The organism is Noviherbaspirillum phoenicis (genome assembly GCF_047237965.1).
Taxonomy (GTDB): domain Bacteria; phylum Pseudomonadota; class Gammaproteobacteria; order Burkholderiales; family Burkholderiaceae_D; genus Noviherbaspirillum_A.
On record NZ_JBDFLX010000001.1, the window covers coordinates 2,513,799 to 2,532,542 of the forward strand.

Annotated in this window: 14 protein-coding genes and 1 pseudogene; 7 read left to right on the plus strand and 8 right to left on the minus strand. The window is 64.5% G+C overall.

The annotated features are described in order from the left end of the window. Positions 1–290 precede the first annotated feature (290 nt). Together ABC383_RS11375 and rpoD are read left to right on the plus strand one after the other, a co-directional pair. Positions 291–629: a hypothetical protein gene (locus ABC383_RS11375; protein WP_413014025.1), complete on the plus strand. Its 339-nt coding sequence runs from the start codon at positions 291–293 to the stop codon at positions 627–629. Positions 630–824: 195 nt separating this feature from the next. Beyond that, entirely contained in the window at positions 825–3,278 is a 2,454-nt protein-coding gene (gene rpoD, locus ABC383_RS11380; protein ID WP_413014027.1) for an RNA polymerase sigma factor RpoD, read from the plus strand. 159 nt (positions 3,279–3,437) lie between these two features. On the opposite strand, the gene ABC383_RS11385 is transcribed toward rpoD, so the two are convergent. The 4 genes from ABC383_RS11385 to ABC383_RS11400 all read right to left on the minus strand — a co-directional run bounded on the left by ABC383_RS11385 (position 3,438) and on the right by ABC383_RS11400 (position 6,273). Next, positions 3,438–4,244 carry a type II secretion system F family protein gene (locus tag ABC383_RS11385; RefSeq protein WP_413014029.1) on the minus strand — a complete coding sequence of 269 codons (807 nt, stop codon included), beginning with the start codon at positions 4,242–4,244 and terminating at the stop codon, positions 3,438–3,440. Then, on the minus strand, positions 4,241–4,423 hold the full coding sequence (locus tag ABC383_RS11390; protein ID WP_413014030.1) for a P-loop NTPase family protein: 183 nt from the start codon (positions 4,421–4,423) through the stop codon (positions 4,241–4,243). The genes ABC383_RS11385 and ABC383_RS11390 overlap by 4 nt, the downstream gene beginning before the upstream one ends. 394 nt (positions 4,424–4,817) lie before the next feature. Then, on the minus strand, positions 4,818–5,369 hold the full coding sequence (locus ABC383_RS11395; protein WP_413014031.1) for an AAA family ATPase: 552 nt from the start codon (positions 5,367–5,369) through the stop codon (positions 4,818–4,820). Between the two features lie 13 nt (positions 5,370–5,382). Beyond that, positions 5,383–6,273 (minus strand): aminoglycoside phosphotransferase family protein, encoded by an 891-nt coding sequence (locus ABC383_RS11400; protein WP_413014033.1) that lies wholly within the window; start codon positions 6,271–6,273, stop codon positions 5,383–5,385. A gap of 255 nt (positions 6,274–6,528) precedes the next feature. Here ABC383_RS11400 and ABC383_RS11405 point away from each other — a divergent pair. Continuing rightward, positions 6,529–6,633, plus strand: a pseudogene (locus ABC383_RS11405) (hypothetical protein); the annotation flags it as partial. 474 nt (positions 6,634–7,107) lie between these two features. Continuing rightward, entirely contained in the window at positions 7,108–7,941 is an 834-nt protein-coding gene (locus tag ABC383_RS11410; protein WP_413016313.1) for an ATP-binding cassette domain-containing protein, read from the plus strand. Between the two features lie 37 nt (positions 7,942–7,978). On the opposite strand, the gene dnaE is transcribed toward ABC383_RS11410, so the two are convergent. After that, positions 7,979–11,437 carry a DNA polymerase III subunit alpha gene (dnaE, locus tag ABC383_RS11415; RefSeq protein WP_413014035.1) on the minus strand — a complete coding sequence of 1,153 codons (3,459 nt, stop codon included), beginning with the start codon at positions 11,435–11,437 and terminating at the stop codon, positions 7,979–7,981. Positions 11,438–11,542: 105 nt separating this feature from the next. Here dnaE and ABC383_RS11420 point away from each other — a divergent pair, with 105 nt between their 5' ends. Next, positions 11,543–12,427 carry a sulfurtransferase gene (locus tag ABC383_RS11420; RefSeq protein WP_413014036.1) on the plus strand — a complete coding sequence of 295 codons (885 nt, stop codon included), beginning with the start codon at positions 11,543–11,545 and terminating at the stop codon, positions 12,425–12,427. Positions 12,428–12,491: 64 nt separating this feature from the next. Here ABC383_RS11420 and ABC383_RS11425 read toward each other — a convergent pair whose 3' ends face one another. Genes ABC383_RS11425 through ABC383_RS11435 form a run of 3 tightly spaced genes read right to left on the minus strand, consistent with a single transcriptional unit; the run spans position 12,492 to position 17,145 of the window. Then, positions 12,492–15,038: a branched-chain amino acid ABC transporter ATP-binding protein/permease gene (locus tag ABC383_RS11425; RefSeq protein ID WP_413014038.1), complete on the minus strand. Its 2,547-nt coding sequence runs from the start codon at positions 15,036–15,038 to the stop codon at positions 12,492–12,494. After that, positions 15,035–15,910: a branched-chain amino acid ABC transporter permease gene (locus ABC383_RS11430; RefSeq protein WP_413014040.1), complete on the minus strand. Its 876-nt coding sequence runs from the start codon at positions 15,908–15,910 to the stop codon at positions 15,035–15,037. The genes ABC383_RS11425 and ABC383_RS11430 overlap by 4 nt, the downstream gene beginning before the upstream one ends. Positions 15,911–15,960: 50 nt before the next feature. After that, positions 15,961–17,145 carry an ABC transporter substrate-binding protein gene (locus ABC383_RS11435; protein WP_413014042.1) on the minus strand — a complete coding sequence of 395 codons (1,185 nt, stop codon included), beginning with the start codon at positions 17,143–17,145 and terminating at the stop codon, positions 15,961–15,963. A 194-nt stretch (positions 17,146–17,339) separates the two neighbouring features. Between ABC383_RS11435 and ABC383_RS11440 the strand changes: the two genes are divergently transcribed. Then, positions 17,340–17,777, plus strand: coding sequence for a nuclear transport factor 2-like protein (locus ABC383_RS11440; RefSeq protein WP_413014044.1), 438 nt, complete (start codon positions 17,340–17,342; stop codon positions 17,775–17,777). Positions 17,778–17,791: 14 nt separating this feature from the next. Continuing rightward, a complete protein-coding gene (locus tag ABC383_RS11445) occupies positions 17,792–18,739 on the plus strand; it encodes a polysaccharide deacetylase family protein (protein WP_413014046.1) in 948 nt (315 codons plus the stop codon). Positions 18,740–18,744 lie beyond the last annotated feature (5 nt).

Genomic DNA, 18,744 nt, shown 5'->3' on the forward strand with positions numbered 1-18,744 from the left:
CAGGATATTAAAGGAACAATCAAATTGACACCGTGCTTTTGCGCGCGTCGCATTTCATCAGCCGTGAAACAACATCAAAAAAGCTGCCATTCATGAATCACATGTCTGATATGCGCACAATCAATTGGCCATATTTTCCGTTAGCCAACATAATCCGTCCTGTCTCCTCTATCTCCTTCAGGAAATAGATTCAAGCCCGCTTTTTACAGCGGGCTTTTTTTCCATTCCGGCACGCTTTGCAATACTCTGCGACGTGCCGTCAAGCATGTTTGACAACCGGACCGTTGACCTTGAACCTGCCGACTTGCCACGTCCATTCCTTTACCCATGACAGCAAGGCGCTCATTCATGGCCAGTGCATGGTCTTTCGCACCGTTGCCGGTTATGCACGCGGCAACGATGAGGCAATGAAGGCATTGATGGAGTTTTTCCGCTGCTCCGCCTCGCATGCCTTCCTGCTGCCGGCCTCGAGCGTCTACGGCGAGGAAGCCATCGATCTGAAGGCGTGGCGCCAGGCGCCGGTGCTGGAAATCGGCGATCAGGTCTGCGACGAGCTCGGCCGACTGTATGAAATCGCGCTGTCGTCCGAGCGCAACCTCAGCCTGAGGCAAATCACATACTTACACTGAATATGGACGCATTTGCTGACGCAGCATGCTTGAAGGTCTATCATGCGGGTCGACTACGGAACCTGCCGGTTGAATTCCTACCTAACGACCTTACCTGCTACCCCTTACCGCATGACCCGCATGTGTTCAAGCGCAATGCCGGGCGCTGATGCAATTACGTAAAACGCAAGTCTTGTCCGACCTGATATCGACGCAATGAAAAATACCCCGAAAACACTTACCCTGTCCGCCAAAACCGTCAAGCCGGCCGCGACCGCCGCGGCGCAACCCAAAGCCACGCTGGTAGAACCGCTCGATCCCGCGCAGACCGCGGCGCCGGTGACGGTGGTCAGGAAGCGTTCGCGCCTGGTGTCCCAGCCGGAAGCCGCGGCACCCGCGCCGGTGGCGCAGGGTAATGAAGCGCCGGAGGCTGTGGCCGACGCTGGCACTGCACGTCCGGCCACCGTGAAGAAGGTGTCGGCCAAGACGGTGTCGAAGGTGGAAGCGGCCAAGCCGCAGCAGCCGGCCGCCGAGCCGCGCAGCACCGCGCCAGTGGTCAGCCAGACCACTGACGCCGCCACGCTGGCCGCGATCGACACTTCCGGCTACGTGCTGCCATCGGTGAAGGTGCCGGGCCGCCGCGGCCGCAAGCCGTCCGAGTTCACGCCGGAAAACGATGAAGTCGCGGCGCTGAACGCCGTCGAGCGCGCCGAACTGAAAGCGGCCAGCAAGGCCAAGGACCGCAAGAAGGCGGGCAAGGACGACGACGGCGCGACCGAAGAGGAAATCCAGCACCGCCTGCAGCAGATCCGCACCCTGATCAATCTGGGCAAGGAACGCGGCTTTTTGACCTACGCCGAGATCAACGACCATCTGCCGACCAACGTCGGCGACGCTGAAGCGATCGAAACCATGATCGGCACCTTCAACGACATGGGCATCGCGATCTACGAGCAGGCGCCGGACGCCGAAACCCTGCTGCTGTCGGATAACGTGGCTACCGTCGCCAGCGACGATGAAGCCGAGGCCGCCGCCGCCACCGCGCTGTCGACCGTCGATTCCGACTTCGGCCGCACCACCGACCCGGTGCGCATGTACATGCGCGAGATGGGCGCGGTGCCGCTGCTCACGCGCGACGGCGAGATCGAGATCGCCAAGCGTATCGAAGGCGGCCTGCGCGACATGATCCAGGCCATCTCCGCCTGCCCGACCACGATTTCGGAAATCATCGCCGCCGCCGAGCGCCTGGAAAAGGATGAGATCAAGGTCGACGACATCGTCGACGACATGGTCGACCTGTCCACCGGCGAAGATGCCGCGCCGGCCGCCGCTGTGGCAGCCGCCGGCGATGAGGAGTCGGACGACGAGGACGACGAGCTGGAAGACGAGGAAGAAGAGGAAAGCGGCGCCGCCGCCAGCGCCGGTGGCGCCTCGACCTTCTCCGGCGAACAGCTGGTCCAGCTGCGCAAGAGCGTGCTGGAGAAATTCGCCACGATCCGTACCCAGTTCGACAAGTTGAACCGCGCCGCCGCCAAAGAAGGCTACGGCTCGCCGGCCTATGCCAAGGCACAGGAAGTGATCTCGCATGAACTGCTGGGCATGCGCTTCACCGCCAAGACCGTGGAAGCGCTGTGCGACACGCTGCGCGCCCAGGTCGATGAAGTGCGCCATATCGAGAAGCAGATCCTGGCGCTGGCCGTGGACCGCTGCAACATGCCGCGCACCCATTTCATCAAGGTCTTCCCGGGCAATGAGACCAACCTGGAATGGGTGGACGGCGAAGTCGCCGGCAACCATCCGTACAGCGTGGTCCTGGCCCGCAACGTGCCGGCCATCAAGGAACTGCAGACCAAGCTGGTGGCGCTGCAGGAGCGCGTTGCGCTGCCGCTGCCGGAACTGCGCCGCATCAACAAGCAGATGGCGGCCGGCGAAATGCGCACCCGCCAGGCCAAGCGTGAAATGACGGTGGCCAACCTGCGCCTGGTGATCTCGATCGCGAAGAAGTATGTGAACCGCGGCCTGCAGTTCCTGGACCTGATCCAGGAAGGCAATATCGGCCTGCTGAAGGCGGTGGACAAGTTTGAATACCGTCGCGGCTTCAAGTTCTCGACCTACGCGACCTGGTGGATCCGCCAGGCCATCACCCGTGCCATCGCCGACCAGGCGCGCACGATCCGGGTGCCTGTGCACATGATCGAGACCATCAACAAGATGAACCGCATCTCGCGCCAGATCATGCAGGAAACCGGCAGCGAGCCGGACCTGGCAACGCTGGCCGAGAAGATGGACATGCCCGAGCACAAGATCCGCGAAGTGATGAAGATCGCCAAGGAGCCGATCTCGATGGAAACCCCGATGGGCGAGGATGGCGACACCCAGCTGGGCGACTTCATCGAGGACAACAACACGCTGGCCCCGGTGGACGCGGCGCTGCATGCCTCGATGCGCAATGCGGTCAAGGAAGTGCTGGACTCGCTCACGCCGCGCGAAGCCAAGGTGCTGCGCATGCGCTATGGCGTGGAAATGTCGACCGACTACACGCTCGAAGAAGTGGGCAAGCAGTTCGACGTGACCCGCGAGCGCATTCGCCAGATCGAGGCCAAGGCGATGAACAAGCTGCGCCATCCGTCGCGTTCGGACACGCTGAAGACCTTCCTGGAAAACATCTGACCGGGTTCGGGCACAAGCACCAAAGCCGCCGCAGGGCGGCTTTTTTCATTCTGCTTCCTGGCGTGGCAGGCAAGCGTAACGGGCCTGCGCCGGGGCTAGTTCGTCAGCCGCAAACCTGCTCGCCGGCAATGGCTAAACAGGGCTTCGCGTTCGGCCGCGTCACGCGCATGGCAATGCGCGCCAGACGATGTCGCCGGTCCAGAGCAGGCTGATGAACTGCGGATGCGCCAGGTGCAGCCCGGCCGCCAGCACGAGAAGCAGCAGCCCCAGTATCCATGCCGGCAAACTGGCATCGGCCGTATGCATCCGGATCTGGCCATGCGGCTTCCGGCGCTCCCGCATCAGGGCGGCGATGCGGGCCAGCAGTTCGGCGAGATTGCCGCCGGTGTCGCGCTGGATCAGCACCGCCACCACGAAGCAGCCAATATCGCCGCCGGGATTGCGCAGCGCCATGCGGCGCAGCGAGTCGGCCAGCGATGCGCCGCATTCCACCTCGCCGACCAGGATGCGAAACTCGTCCGCCAGCGGCGACACGCTGTCGTCGGCTACCAGCCGCAGGGCCGATGGCAGCGCATGGCCGGCGCGCAGCGCACGGCACAGCAAGTCCAGCGCAGCGGGCAACTGCGCTTCCATCCGCGCCAGGCGCTTGCGCCGACGGTGCAGCGCAAGCAGCGAGGGCAGCGCGGCCGGGCCCAACTCCGGCAGCAGGAAAGGCGCAAACCTGATGCACGCGCCAACCTGCGCCAACAGCGTTTCGACCGCGCCGGCAAAGGCAAGGCGCGACGGCCACTGCCACAGCACCGGCCCGCTCTGCGTGGCGATGAGGCCCGACCGGCCGACATCGCGCAAACGCTCCGATGGCCGCAAGGCGTCGTCCAGCATCGCCAGGCTGATGCGCAGTCCTTCAATGAGCATCAGCACCACGATGAAGACCGTCAGTGCCAGAACCAGATCGTTATTGCTCATGCATTCTCCCGCGGCGCAGCGGCGATCGGCCCGGCCCGCAAGGCCAGGCGCCGCATGCCTTCCAGGCGCCTTGATGCACAGTCCGGACTGTCGGCATGGACGGCAACCATGGAGCCGCCATGTCCTGTGCGCGTCGCCCGCGGCATGGCCGACGCCTCGCCGCCTGCCCTATCGCCCATGCTTGTTCCGCAATCGCCGCTCGTGAGCGCCCATTCTTTCGACCGGACAGCAAAAGCGTGGCACGCGGCGCGCGGGCGGAAAGACCAGAACAGGCAGGCGACAAGATGGCGATCGACGTTGCATCAATATCCTTTCATCGGGCTGGCAGACAAGGCAGTTGCAGGACAGAAGGCGCCAGTGTGTGCATCCGCTCCAACGCGGACTTGAGAAAGGACAAGGTGTTTCGCACAGTTGATGTACCGCTAGGTCTACTGATCGATAAGCAGCAAGGCGAGCCTGCCAAGGGCGAAGGACGCGAAGGACGGCGGCTTCGATACAACAAGCGCAAGGTTGGCATCACAGGCATCGCTGGCATGCCTTGCCCACGAAGCACCGCCTGGAAGCACGCCGTATCTATGCAACGGACTTTCCCTGGTCCAGCATCTTCAGCACGAAATCGCACCGCTCATCGGGGCTCGCCAGCGGCATCTCCACCACCTCATATCCGCACCGCCGATACCAGGCGCACAGCATCCTGAAAACCTCGATGGCGTCGGCAAAGGTCTGGTCGCGTTCGGCATCGGTGCAATAGATAGCCTCCCATGGCGGGAACATGAAGACCTGGGGATGATAGGCAAAGCGCCCCGCGAGCGCCTCGATCCTGCGACGCTCCAACGGCGCGGCCTGGTCAAGCATGCACATGGCATCCGGCATGGCGCGATCGAAGAAAACCGGACCGGGCGCGGTCAACGCCTTCCGGAAATTGTCGATATCCCGCCGCATCACCTCTGCCGCGAACTCGCGTGGCGCAGGCCGCGGCGGCAACTTGCGGGCAAGACGCTCCCTGATGATCGCCCGCGCGCTTTCCTCCAGCACGCAATGGCCGCGCGCCGCCAGGATGTCCAGCAAGGTCGTCTTGCCGGCGCCCGGCGCGCCGGAGAAGATGATGCGCCGCGCCTGCGTCATTGCAGCGCACCGCTCACTGGGCTGCGAGCAATTCCCGAATCACCTTCCATGGCTTGCTCCATTCCTCTGCGTTGGTCTTCACGAACCCGGCGGCGACGATCATGGCTTTCCACAAGGCCCATGCACGCGCACGCAACCATGTGGCAGCGTCCAATGCGAGTTCTTCCTGAAATACTTTCCGGCTGCTCCCCTCGAACAGCGTCCATGCGATGACTGCGTCGCATGCCGGGTCTCCCGTCGTCATTTGGCCAAAATCGATGACGGCATGCAGTTGGCCTTGACGCACCAGCAAATTCCCGACGCTGATATCGCCATGTACCCACACTGGCTCCGCGTTCCAGGCGCTGGCAAGTCCTGCCTGCCAGATCCGGGTCGCGGCATCATTGTCAATGTGTCTCCCCAAAGCGGCGATGGCCTGTCTGGTCTCCCTATCGTAGACAACAAGTCTGCCTCCGCGGTGGAAACTGTGCAATCCCGGCGCGGGTCCCCCGGAAGCGTCGATACGCCGCAAGGCAAGGAGAAACCGGGCAAGACTTGCCGCAAATTCATCCATATCCGCAATGCTGCCTCGACCAGCGGTATCGCCTTCTATCCAGCCATACACGGACCAATGCCATGGATAAGCCCGCCCGGGGCTTCCCATGGCCAGGGGCCTGGGTATGGCAAGAGGCAACAAGGGCGCCAGCTGCGGCAGCCATCGATGCTCCTTTTTCACCTGCTGCGCATAGGCGGCGCCACTGGGCATCCGGACCAGCATGTGTCGCCCGAGACGGAAGGTGCGATTATCCCAGCCGCTGCGGGGGCCAAGCTCAAGCGGCAGTCCGGCCCAGTGCGGAAACTGGTCAGCGACCAGGCTGCGCGCCAGCGCAGCGTCGATCATTGGAGGTGGATTTTTTTCTTGCATGGCGTGGATTTGCAGTTGGAAATCAATGAGTCACTGCGCATGCTCCCACGTCGCTTTTTTCCTTGTTCATCCAAGGATCCGCGATCGAAAAGCGGTTACGAAGAATGACGTTACCCTCGGATCAACCCTTCTTCCGCCCATCCTGTCGAATCATGAAGCTCTTCCTCTGAAACCAATCCACATCAAGTCCGCCATGCGCGCGCGATCCACGCCGGCGTGTATTTTCTCTGGTTCCAGGAGGTTTGCATGATTCACATGCCTGTTCATATTCAGGGGCTCGGCTTGTCCTTCCATGACAAGGTGTGCTTCGATGACTTCAGTTGCACGATCCACTATGGCGACCGCATTGCCATCGTCGGCAGGAATGGCAGCGGAAAGTCGAGTTTGCTGCACCGCCTGAAGCAAGGCCTTGCCGGCGCCGATCCCGATATCCGGCACGCTGCGGATATCGCCTGCGCCCACGTGCCGCAGGTCATTGCCGATTTCGACACCCAAAGCGGCGGCGAGAGATTGAATGCCTGCCTGAGCCAGGCGCTTGCCGCCAAACCCAACATGCTGCTGCTGGACGAACCCAGCAACCATCTCGATCAACGCCATCGTCGCTCCCTGATGCGATGCCTGCAGAACTGGCGCGGCACCCTGCTTCTGGCTTCCCATGATCCCGAACTGATAGGGCAATGCACCGATATCGTGTGGCACATCGAGGATGCAAAAATGCAGGTTTTTCGTGGCGACTATCTGCATTACCTGCAGGAGCGGCGCGATAGGCAAGAAGCCATCGCGCATGCATTACGGCTTGTCGACCGCGAGAGAGATGCTGCGCATGAGGCACTGATGCGTGAACAGCAACGGGCGGCAAAGAGCAAGCGGCGCGGAGAAAAAAGCATAGACCAGCGCAAATGGCCTACCGTGGTCAGCAAGAGCAAGACGGCGCGCGCCGTGGAGACGCCGGGCCGCAAGCAGGCTGCCATTCAGGACAGGCGCAATGCGCTCGCGGAAGAGCGCCGCGCACTGCGCCTGCCCGAAGCAATCAGGCCAAGCTTTTCCTTTGGCGCAGCAGCGCAAGGCGAAAAAACCCTGGTGGCCATCCGGCGGGGAAGCGCCGGCTACGAGGAGCACGCGCCCATCGTGCGGGAACTTGCGCTGACGCTGGGATCACGCGACCGCCTGGCATTGAAGGGAGACAATGGCAGCGGCAAGACAACCCTGTTGCGCGCCATGCTGGACGATCCCAAGTTGTGGCGTACAGGCGACTGGATGCTGCCACGGCCAGAGGACATGGCAGTTCTTGATCAGCATTACGCCATGCTGGCGCCGCGACAAACAGCGCTGGAAACGATCTCTTCCCTGCGGCCGGCATGGCCGGAGGCACAGGTGCGGCGCCATCTCGCGGATTATCTGTTTCGCACCAATGCGCAAGTGCGCACGCCGGTTGCGCTCCTGTCTGGCGGTGAAAAGGCCCGTCTCTGCATGGCCCGCATTGGCGCCTCGACACCACGGCTCATCATTCTCGATGAGCCAGGCAACAATCTCGATCTGGAAACCCGCAATCACCTGATACAGGTGCTGCAGGCCTTTCCGGGTGCGATGATCCTGATCTCGCATGACGAAGCGTTTCTTCAGGAAGTCGGCATCACCGACACCCTCGAGCTCGCCAAAGCCAGGTAAGAAGGCAGGCCGTTTTGGTCCGCCCAGGCGGCGCGGCTCAGTACTCCACTGCCGCGCTGCGCGCCCCCAGCCTGTCAAACAACGACTGCTTCAGCGCATCGGCCGGCGCCACGCGCCATTCATCCGGCCACTGCACCTCGCAATCGATGCCGTGCCGGGTATAGCGCATTGCCAGCGGCAGGCCCTGCTCCGAGCGGAACTGCGACAGGATGGCCTTGATCTGCGCGGGGTCGGTGCTGTCGGTCATCGAGAACGCAAACTTCTTGCCGAACTGGATGCGCGCAGTGGCGATGTCCATCGCCTTTTCCGCGGTGATGCGCAGGCCGCCGGAAAAACGGTCTTCCGACACCTTGCCCTGCACCGCCAGGAACTCGTCTTCCTTGAACAGGTGCCGGTTGGCGTCGAACACTTCGTTGTAGACCGTGACTTCCACCGCCGCGCTGCCATCGTCGAGCAGCACGATGACCATCTTGCCGCGCTGTGTCATCTGCACCCGCAGGCCGGCGATGATGCCGGCCATCAGCCGCGGCTCACGCGATGGCGACAGGTCGGACAGCCGGGTGCGGGCAAACTTGCGCGCTTCCTCGGCATAGGCATTGAACAGATGGCCAGACAGGTAAAAGCCGAGCGCGGTCTTTTCCTCGGTCAGCTTCTGCTTCTCGGTCCAGGGCGGCGCCTTCACATACTCGGGTGGCGCCACCATGTCGCTGTGGTCGCCGCCAAACAGGCTGACCTGGTTGGCCGAGGCTTCCGCCTGTTCCGCGCATTCCATGGCAAAGCCGACCGAGGCCAGCAGGATGCCGCGGTCAACCTCGAAGCTGTCGAAGGCGCCGGCACGGATCAGCGACTCGATGGTGCGGCGGTTGATCTGCTTCTTGTCCACCCGCTTGCAGAAGTCGAACAGGTCGGTGAAGGGGCCGTCGCGGCGGGCCGCGAGAATGGCCTCGATCGCGCCCTGGCCCGAGCCCTTGACCGCGCCCAGGCCATAGCGAATCTCCTTGACCTTCTTCTTGCTAACGCTGGGCGGCTCGCCGACCGGCATGAAGCGGTAGTCCGACTGGTTGATGTCGGGCGGCAGCAGCGTCAGGCCGCAGATGTCCACCGCGTCCTCCACCAGGATCTTGATCTTGTCGGTGTCATCCATGGCCAACGACAAGTTGGCGGCCATGAAGGCGGCCGGATGATGGGCTTTCAGGTAGGCGGTGTAATACGACAGCAGCGCATAGGCCGCCGCATGCGACTTGTTGAAGCCGTAGCCGGCGAACTTCTCCATCAGGTCGAAAATCTCGTCGGCCTTTTCCTGGGACAGGCCGTTCTTGGCCGCGCCCTCGCGGAAGATCTGGCGATGCTGCGCCATTTCCTCGGCCTTCTTCTTGCCCATTGCTCGCCGCAGCAGGTCGGCGCCGCCGAGCGAATAGCCGCCGATCACCTGGGCCATCTGCATCACCTGCTCCTGATACACCATGATGCCGTAGGTCTCGGACAGGATGCCCTCGGTGCGCGGGTCGGGATAGTCGAAACGCTCGCCGTGCTTCCTCTTGCAGAAGTCGGGGATCAGGTCCATCGGGCCGGGCCGGTACAGCGCCACCAGCGCGATGATGTCCTCGAAGCGGTCGGGCCTTGCATCCTTCAGCATGCCCTGCATGCCGCGGCTTTCAAGCTGGAACACGGCCACCGTCTTGGCCTTGGTCAGCAGCTCGTAGGAAGCGCGGTCGTTCAGGGGCAGCTTGTCCAGGCTGAACTCGGCCATCGCCGGATCGAGCTGGCGAATGTAGCGCACCGCGCGGTCGAGGATGGTCAGCGTGGTCAGGCCCAGGAAGTCGAACTTCACCAGCCCCACGGCTTCGACGTCGTCCTTGTCGTACTGAGACACCACGCCGGCGTCGCCGCCCTGGGTGTAGAGCGGGCAGAAGTCGGTGAGCTTGCCGGGCGCGATCAGCACGCCGCCTGCGTGCATGCCGATGTTGCGGGCGATGCCTTCGACCTGCTGCGCCAGGTCCAGCAGCTGCTTGACCTCCTCTTCCTTCTCCATCCGCTCCTTCAGCAGCGGCTCTTCCTCGATCGCGTCGGCGATGGTGACGAGCTTGCCGGGCTTGAACGGAATCAGCTTGGAGATGCCGTCGCAGAAGTTGTAGCCCATGTCGAGCACGCGGCCGACGTCACGCACCGCGCCCTTGGCGGCCATGGTGCCGAAGGTGGCGATCTGCGACACCGCTTCGCGGCCGTAGCGATCCTTCACGTATTGAATAACGCGGTCGCGACCTTCCTGGCAGAAGTCGATATCGAAGTCGGGCATCGATACCCGTTCTGGATTCAGGAAGCGCTCGAACAGCAGGTTGTAGGCCAGCGGGTCGAGGTCTGTGATGGACAGCGCATAGGCCACCAGCGAACCGGCGCCCGAACCGCGGCCCGGTCCGACGGGCACGCCGTTGTTCTTGGCCCACTGGATGAAGTCGGCCACGATCAGGAAGTAGCCGGGGAAGCCCATCTTGATGATGGTGTCGGTCTCGAACTTCAGCCGCTCCTCATAGCGCGGCCGCTTCTGCTCGCGCACCGCCTCGTCGGGAAACAGGTGCAGCAGGCGCTCTTCCAGGCCGCGCTTGGCCTCGGCCACCAGGAAGTCGTCGATGGTCATGCCGTCCGGCGTCGGGAAGTTGGGCAGCTTGGGCTTGCCCAATTCGAGCACCAGGTTGCAGCGGCGCGCGATCTCGATGCTGTTGGCGAGCGCGCCCGGCAGGTCGGCGAACAGCTCGGCCATCTCGGCCTGGGTCTTGAACGCCTGCTGCTCGTTGAAACGCTTGGCGCGGCGCGGATTGGCCAGGATCTCGCCTTCGGCGATGCAGGTGCGCGCCTCGTGCGCGACGAATTCCTCGGCCGACAGGAATTGCACCGGATGCGTCGCCACCACCGGCAATTGCAGCCTGGCCGCCAAGGCCACCGACTGCCGCACCTGCTGCTCCATGTTGGGCTGGCCGGCGCGCTGTATCTCGATATAGAAATGACCCGGGAACGCGGCTGCCCAGCGCTGCGCGCAGCGCTCGGCCAGCTGCGGATTGCCGCGCTCGAAGGCGCAGCCGATGTCGCCGAAATGGGCGCCCGACAGCGCGATCAGGCCGCCCGGCGCCAGCGCCTCCAGCCATTCGCCGCGGATCTCGGCGCGGCCGCGGTAGAGGTTGGTCAGCCAGGCCTTGGACAGCAGCTCGCACAGCTGCAGATAGCCTTCCCGGTTCTTGACCAGGAGCAGCAGGCGCGACGGCTTTTCGCGGTCGTCATTGTTGGTGATCCACACATCGCAGCCGGCAATGGGCTTGATGCCCTTGCCGCGCGCGGCCTTGTAGAACTTGACCATGCCGAACAGGTTGGCAAGGTCGGTGATAGCGAGCGCGGGCTGCGCGTCTTTCGCAGCCGCCTTCACCGCGTCGTCGATGCGGACCAGGCCGTCGGCGATGGAGAATTCGGAATGGAGGCGAAGGTGGATAAATTGCGGGGAGGTCATCCGGCTATTTTACCCGCAGCCCTGTCCGCGCCAAACCGGGTTTTTGGCGTGGACGCCACACCGCGGTTTATAATGCCGACGAATCAATGACTTACCTTATCTGGCATGCAACCCTCCTCACCATTCGTCAACATTGCCGCCTACAAATTCGTCACCTTCGACGACACCGTTGAAAAGCGTCCCGCGTTCCAGGCCATTTGCGCCGAACTGGGCCTGATGGGCACCATCCTGCTGAGCCCGGAAGGCATCAACCTGTTCCTGGCCGGCAGCCGCGCCGGCATCGACCGCTTCCTGCAATGGCTGCGCGCCGATGCCCGCTTCGCCGACCTCGAAGTCAAGGAAAGCTATTCCGACGAGCAGCCGTTCAAGCGCATGCTGGTCAAGTTGAAGCGCGAGATCATCACGATGAATCACCCGCTGATCAAGCCCGAGCTGGGCCGCGCGCCCGCAGTGGCGGCGCCGGACCTGAAGCGCTGGCTGGACCAGGGCCACGACGACGAAGGCCGGCCGGTGGTGATGATGGACACCCGCAATGCCTTCGAAGTCGATGTCGGCACCTTCAACGACACACTGGATTACCGCATCGAGAAGTTCAGCGAATTTCCGGAGGTGGTGGCGCAACATCGCGACGAGCTGGCCGGCAAGACCGTGGTGACCTTCTGCACCGGCGGCATACGCTGCGAGAAGGCCGCCATCCACATGCAGAACATCGGCTACGACCATGTCTACCAGCTTGAAGGCGGCATCCTGAAGTACTTCGAGGAAGTCGGCGGCCACCACTACACCGGCGACTGCTTCGTTTTCGACCGCCGCACCGCATTGAACCCGAAGCTGGAAGCCACGCCCACCGTGCAGTGCTATGCCTGCCGCGCGGTGGTCACGCCGCGCGAGCAGCTCTCGCCGCTGTATGTGTATGGCGAATCGTGCCCGCATTGCGCCAGGGCCAAGGGCAAGGCCGACACCGCCGAGGCGGGCGGCCTGACCGCCTGAGCCGGCAAGGCGGGCAACATCGGAATCGCGCCCGCCTTGCTGCACTCCTTTCGCCGCAGCCCTTTCAGTGCTCGCCGAGATAGGCTTGCGTCAGCGCCACGTCCGCTGCGATCTCGGCCGCGCTGCCCTGCGCCACCACGCGACCGCCCTCGATCACATAGGCGCGGTCGGCCAGCGACAGGGCCAGCGCAGCCATCTGGTCCACCAGCAGGATGGTCATGTCTTCCTGCCGCAGGCGGTCCAGCGCATCGAACAGTTCGGCAATCACCTTGGGCGCCAGGCCCAGCGACGGCTCGTCCAGCAGCAGGATGCGCGGCCGCGACATCAGGCCGCGCGCCACCGCCAGCATCTGCTGCTCGCCGCCGGACAGCAGGCCGGCGCGCTGATGCAGCCGCTCGCGCAGGCGCGGAAAGCGTTGCAGCATCTGCTCGACCCTGGCCTCCATGTCGCGTGGATCGAGAAAGGCGCCAAGGCGGATATTGTCCAGCACCGACAGTTCGCCGAAGACCTGGCGGCCTTCGGGCACCAGCACCAGGCCGCGCGCGACGATGGCCTCGGCCGGCAGCCGCGTCAGGTCGGCGCCTTCGAAATGGATGCCGCCCTGCACCGGACGCTGCAGGCCGGCCAGCGCGCGCATCAGCGTGGACTTGCCGGCGCCGTTGGCGCCCAGCAGCGCCACCATCTCGCCGCGCCTGACCTGCAGGTCGATGCCATGCAGCACCGGCTCGGCGCCGTAGCCCGTCACCAGCCGGCCCACGCCCAGCACCTCGGGTGCATCCGGCAAGCCGCGCCCCCGCGCCGCACCGCCGTCGAGCAGGGCGGCCTCGCCCAGATAAGCCTGGCGCACCGCGGCGTTGTCCTGGATTTCCGCGGGCGTGCCGACCGCCAGCCGCTGGCCCGCATCCAGCACCACCAGCCGGTCCGAGATGCCCATCACCAGCGCCATGTCGTGTTCGACCAGCACCACGCTGATGCCGGCATCGGCGATGCGGCGCAGGAGCCGCCCCAGCTTGTGCTTGTCGTCGCTGGAGAGGCCGGCGGCCGGTTCGTCCAGCAGCAGCACGTCCGGGTCCGCCGCCAGCGCGCGGGCGATCTCGACCAGGCGCCGGTCGACGTGGGCGAGGCCCGAAGCCGGCAGGTCGAGCGCGCCAAGATAGCCGCAGTAGGCCAGCAGCTGGCGCGTGAACGCGCGCACCTGCGGCGCTGCGTAGCGCTTTGCGCCCAGGAGCGGCCCCAGGCGGCCGCGGCATACCGCCAGCGCCACATTCTCTTCCACACTCAGGCTGCCGAACAATTGCGAAGTCTGATAGGTGCGGGCGATGCCGCTGCGCGCCACCCGATACGAGGCCAGTCCCTCCAGCGCGCGGCCGCCGAGCGTGAAGCCGCCCGTGCTCGGCTTGTAAAAGCCGCTCAGCATGTTGAGCGCTGTGGTCTTGCCGGCGCCATTCGGGCCGATCAGGCTCGTCACCGCCGCCGGCGGCACATCGAAGCTGAGGCCGGACACCGCGCGCACGCCGCCGAACACCATGCCCAGGTCGCGCGCCGCCAGCGCCTGCCGCTGGCGCGCTGGCAGGGCCAGATCCGCGCTCACCGGCTGATAGGCGGGCGCCGCCGTTGCCGGCCGCAGACGCCGCAGCAGGTCGCGCAGCGCGCCGACCATGCCGTCCGGCGCCAGCCACAGCACCAGCAACAGCAGCCCGCCGAAGAACAGCAGCCGGTATTGAGCCAGCGCCGACAGCATTTCCGGCAGCAGGCCAACCACCAGCGCGCCCACCAGCGGCCCGGCCACCGAGCCGGCGCCGCCGACCACCACTACGAGCATGAACAGGATGGATTGCATGAAGCCGAAACTGTCCGGCGTGACAAAGCCCGACAACGGCGCAAACAAACCACCGGCCAGTCCGGCCAGCAGTGCCGAGAGTGCAAAGGCGACGGTCTTGATCACCAGCGGATTGACGCCGATCGATTCGGATGCGGTCTCGCTGTCCTTGACTGCGCGCATCGCCGCGCCCCAGGTGCCGCGCGCCAGCCAGGCATAGCCTGCAAGCAGCAGCGCGGCGGTGGCGAGCGCCAGCAGGGCCACGGTCTGCTCGCCGCCCAGGCCAAGGCCCAGCGACGGCGCGGCCACGCCCATGATGCCATTCTGGCCGCCGGTGACGTCACGCATTTCGACGATCGCATGCTGAACGATGAAGGAGAAGGCGATCGTTATCATCGCCAGGTACGGCCCCTTCACCCGCAGCGCCGGCAATGCCAGCAGCACGCCAAAGGCGCCGGCGATCAGCGCGGCCGCCGGCCAGGCCAGCCAGAAGCTCCAGCCCAGCTTCGTCGTGAGTATCGCAACCGCATAGGCGCCGATCGCATAGAAGCCGACATGCCCGAACGATACCTGCCCCGTCAACCCCAGCAGCACATTGAGGCCGATGCCGACGATGGCGGTCAGCGCAATGCTGGCGATGACGAAGACGTAGTAGCTGTTGAGGTTCAGCGCCAGGCTGCAGGCCAGCGCCAGCGCCAGCAGCGCGCAGGCCAGCTGCCATGGGCGGCCCAGGCCTAGCACCAGTGGCGTGGCCGGCCTGGCGGCGGCGACCGCAATCGAGGGATTCTTCATACTTTCCTTACCTCCGCCCGTCCGAACAGGCCATTGGGCCGCAGCGACAGCACCGCGATGACCAGCGCGAACGTGATGATCTGTGTATAGCCCGAGCCCATGGTGGCCGTTATCAGCGCCTCGGCGACGCCGAACAGCAGCCCCGCCAGCATCACGCCCCATGCACTGGTGATGCCGCCCAGGATGGCCACCGCGAAGGCCTTGATGCCGAACAGCGTGCCCATGTCGGCATTCACATTGAACAGCGGCGCGATCAGCACGCCGGCAATGCCGGCCAGCAGCGCAGACAGGCCGAAGGCAACCGACACCACCCGCCTGATCGGAATACCCATCAGTTGCGCCGCGCCGCGGTTCTGCACCACCGCCAGCATGGCCGTGCCCCAGCGGGTGCGGCGCGACACCGTATGCAGCAGCGCCGCCAGCGTCAGGCCCAGCACCGGGATCAGCAGGTGCAGCGGATAGATGCCCAGGCTGGCGCCGCCGATTTCCACAGGCGTCACCGCCAGGGGCGAAGGCAGGCTGCGCGGCTCTTTGCCGAAAGTGTGCATTACCAGGTTGTCCAGCACGATGCCCAGTGCCACGGTCGACATCAGCCAGGCGTTCGAGCCGCGGCTGGCAAACGGCCGCACCGCGATGTATTCCACCAGCAGGCCATAGGCCGCGCAAAGCAGCAGCGCCAGCAGGACCGCCAGCGCCATCGGCAGGCCCAGCGTCTGGGCAAAGGCGAAGCACAGCACCGCGCCCAGCATCATGGAACTGCCCTGCGCGAAGTTGACCGTGGCCGACACCGCGTAGGTGATATAGAAACCCAGCGCCATCAGGCCGTACATGCTACCCAGCCCAATGCCGCTGATCAGCGCCGATACCAGCATGGTCAGCTCCTTTCAATAACGATGCGATGGCCGGCATGCGGCCAGGCGAACTAGTTGGAAACGCCTACCGGCAGGATGCGGTTGTCGATGAACTGCGCCCATACGTAGTCGTTCTCGCTGAGCGCGTCATGCACCGTCGGGCTGAACGGCTGGACATAGGTCTTGATCAGGCCCTCATAGCGATCGATCTTGTAAAAGCCCTCGCGCACCGCCGGGCCATTGGTCGAGCCGGCCTTGGCGATGGCCAGCGCCGCCAGGTGCATGCCGTCGTAGGCATTGGCCACGCCCACCGCCGGCGTGATGTCGTCCGGACCCTTGATGGCCGGATACTTGGCCTTCAGCGCCGCGATCACCTTCTCCCCCACCGGCGACTGCTTGCCGAAGAAGCTGTAGGTCTGCACGAAATGCACATGCTTGGCATTCGGACCGGCCAGTTCGGTGAAGCGGCCGCCCGCCGGCCCCCAGTGCGACACCACCGGCACCCGCCAGCCCATGCGGTCGAGTGACTTCACGACCTGGGACGACGGTCCGACATTGCCCACCATGAACAGCGCGTCGGCGCCGGCCGCCTTGAGGCGGTTCAGTTGCGGCACCACGTCCACGTCGCTGCCCTCGAACTTCTCGATGCCGGCCGGCTTCATGCCTTTTTCGTTCAGCGCTGCGACCAGTCCTTTCTCATTCGACTCGCCCCAGGCATTGTTGACCAGGATCATTCCCGGCTTGGCCGACTTGAAGGTCTTCTGCGCATAGACCAGCATGCCCTTGTCCACGATCTCGTCGACGGCCGAGACGCGGAACGCGAAATTCGGGTTGGCGCCATTCTTGGTGATGCCGGTGCCCGCCGCCCACGGCCCCATGAACGGCACTTTCTCCTGGTTGGCGATCGGCACGATGGCCATCGACACCGGTGTATCCAGCCCGCCGAACAGCACCGCCACCTTTTCCTTGAAGATCAGTTCACGCGCGGCCACCACGCCCTTGGCTGGATTGCCTTCATCGTCGCGGCTGACCAGTTCCACCTTGCGCCCGCCCAGCAGGCCGCCCTTGGCATTGATCTCGTCGATTGCCACCGACAAGCCGCGGGTGATGGCCTCGCCGGCCTGCGCCGACTGGCCCGACAAGGCAGTCACCAGGCCGATCTTGATGGTGTCGGCAGCCTGCGCGCCTGCCATGGATACGGCGCCCAATGCCGCGATGCATGCGGCGATGACGGTTCGACGCTTGAATGAAATCATGGTGCCACCCTTTATGAAAGTGAAGGAAACGATGTCGGCATGACTTATGCAAGGGCTATGCCATAGCAGCAAGATTGCAGGCATTTTGCCGACAATCCGGGCCTTCCATCAGCGGCAATCCTTTTTTGGCCATGATGGACGGGGTGAAAACAGGAAGGGAAAGCACAACGAGAGTGCAGAATATGGAGAAAACGATGCAGCACGCACCAGCAGTGAACACGAAAGCGAACCAGGCATCGCCGCCTGCGGCAGTGGTGGACGAATACCTGCGCCGCCTGATGATCCCCGACCCCGACGCGGCGCGCGAACTGGTCTCTCCCGCTCTCCGGATCCGGTTCACCGGCGGGCGCGAAATGCGCGACCCGGCACAGTGCGCCGCATTCAATGCCACCCGCTATGCCTGGGTGAAGAAGCGCATCGAAGCAACCGAAGTCGTCGATGGCGCAAGCGACGATCATGCGGTGGTCTACAGTCGCGGCACCCTGTATGGCGCCTGGCCGGACGGCACGGAGTTCGAGGGCAACCGCTATGTCGACCGGTACGTGGTCAGCCGCGGCCTGATCACACAGATGGATGTCTGGAACGACAGCGCGGAATGGCTGCTGGAACGCGCCGGCCTGGCGCTGTCGTGAATGGGGACGGCACGATGAAACCGAGCGACTTCCCCGCCCTGCCCTGCCACGGCCGCTTTCCCTATTCCGGCATCCGCGACCGGCCGCGCTACCGCTGGCCCAACGGCGCCGGGCTGGCGGTTTACCTGGGCTTCAACATCGAGCACTTCGCATTCGGCGAAGGGCTGGGGGCGCGGCTGGGGCCGGTCTGCCCCGAACCCGACGTGCTCAACTATGCCTGGCGCGAATACGGCAACCGTGTCGGCGCCTGGCGCTGCCTGGACCTGTTCGATACGCTGGGCATGCCTGCCGGCGCACTGATCAACACCGCGCTATATGACCATTGCCCGGAACTGGTGGCGGCATTGGCCGCGCGGGGCGACGAACTGATCGGCCACGGCCACACCAATGCGCGCCAGCAGGGAACGCTGGCCGAAGCCGACGAACTGGCGCTGCTTGTGCATTGCCGCGAGCGCATGCAGGCCGGCAGTGGCCATGCGCCGGCGGGCTGGCTCTCGCCATGGATATCGGAGAGCCGCCTCACGCCTGACCTGCTGGCAGAAAGCGGCTACCGCTATACCCTGAACTGGTGCCATGACGACCAGCCGGTGCGCATGGCGACCCGTAGCGGCAAGCCGTTGTGGTCCATACCCTATCCGCAGGAAGTCAACGACATCCCGATGCTGGTGGCGCGCCAGATGGACGCCAAGGACTTCGCCCAGCTCATCGTCGACAACTTCGACGAGATGCTTGAGCAGTCGCGCAAGGAGCCCCTGGTGATGGGCATCGCGCTGCATCCCTACCTGGTGGGGCAGCCATATCGCCTGCGCCATCTGCGTCGCGCGCTGGAGCACATCGCCCAGGCGCGCGACCAGGGCCGAATCTGGTTCGCCACCCCGGGCGCGATCTGCGAATACGTCGACCAGCTCGATCTGCCGCACGCGGCGTCCCTCCCCACCTCTTACAGCGAAAGGCTTGCATGAGCGCG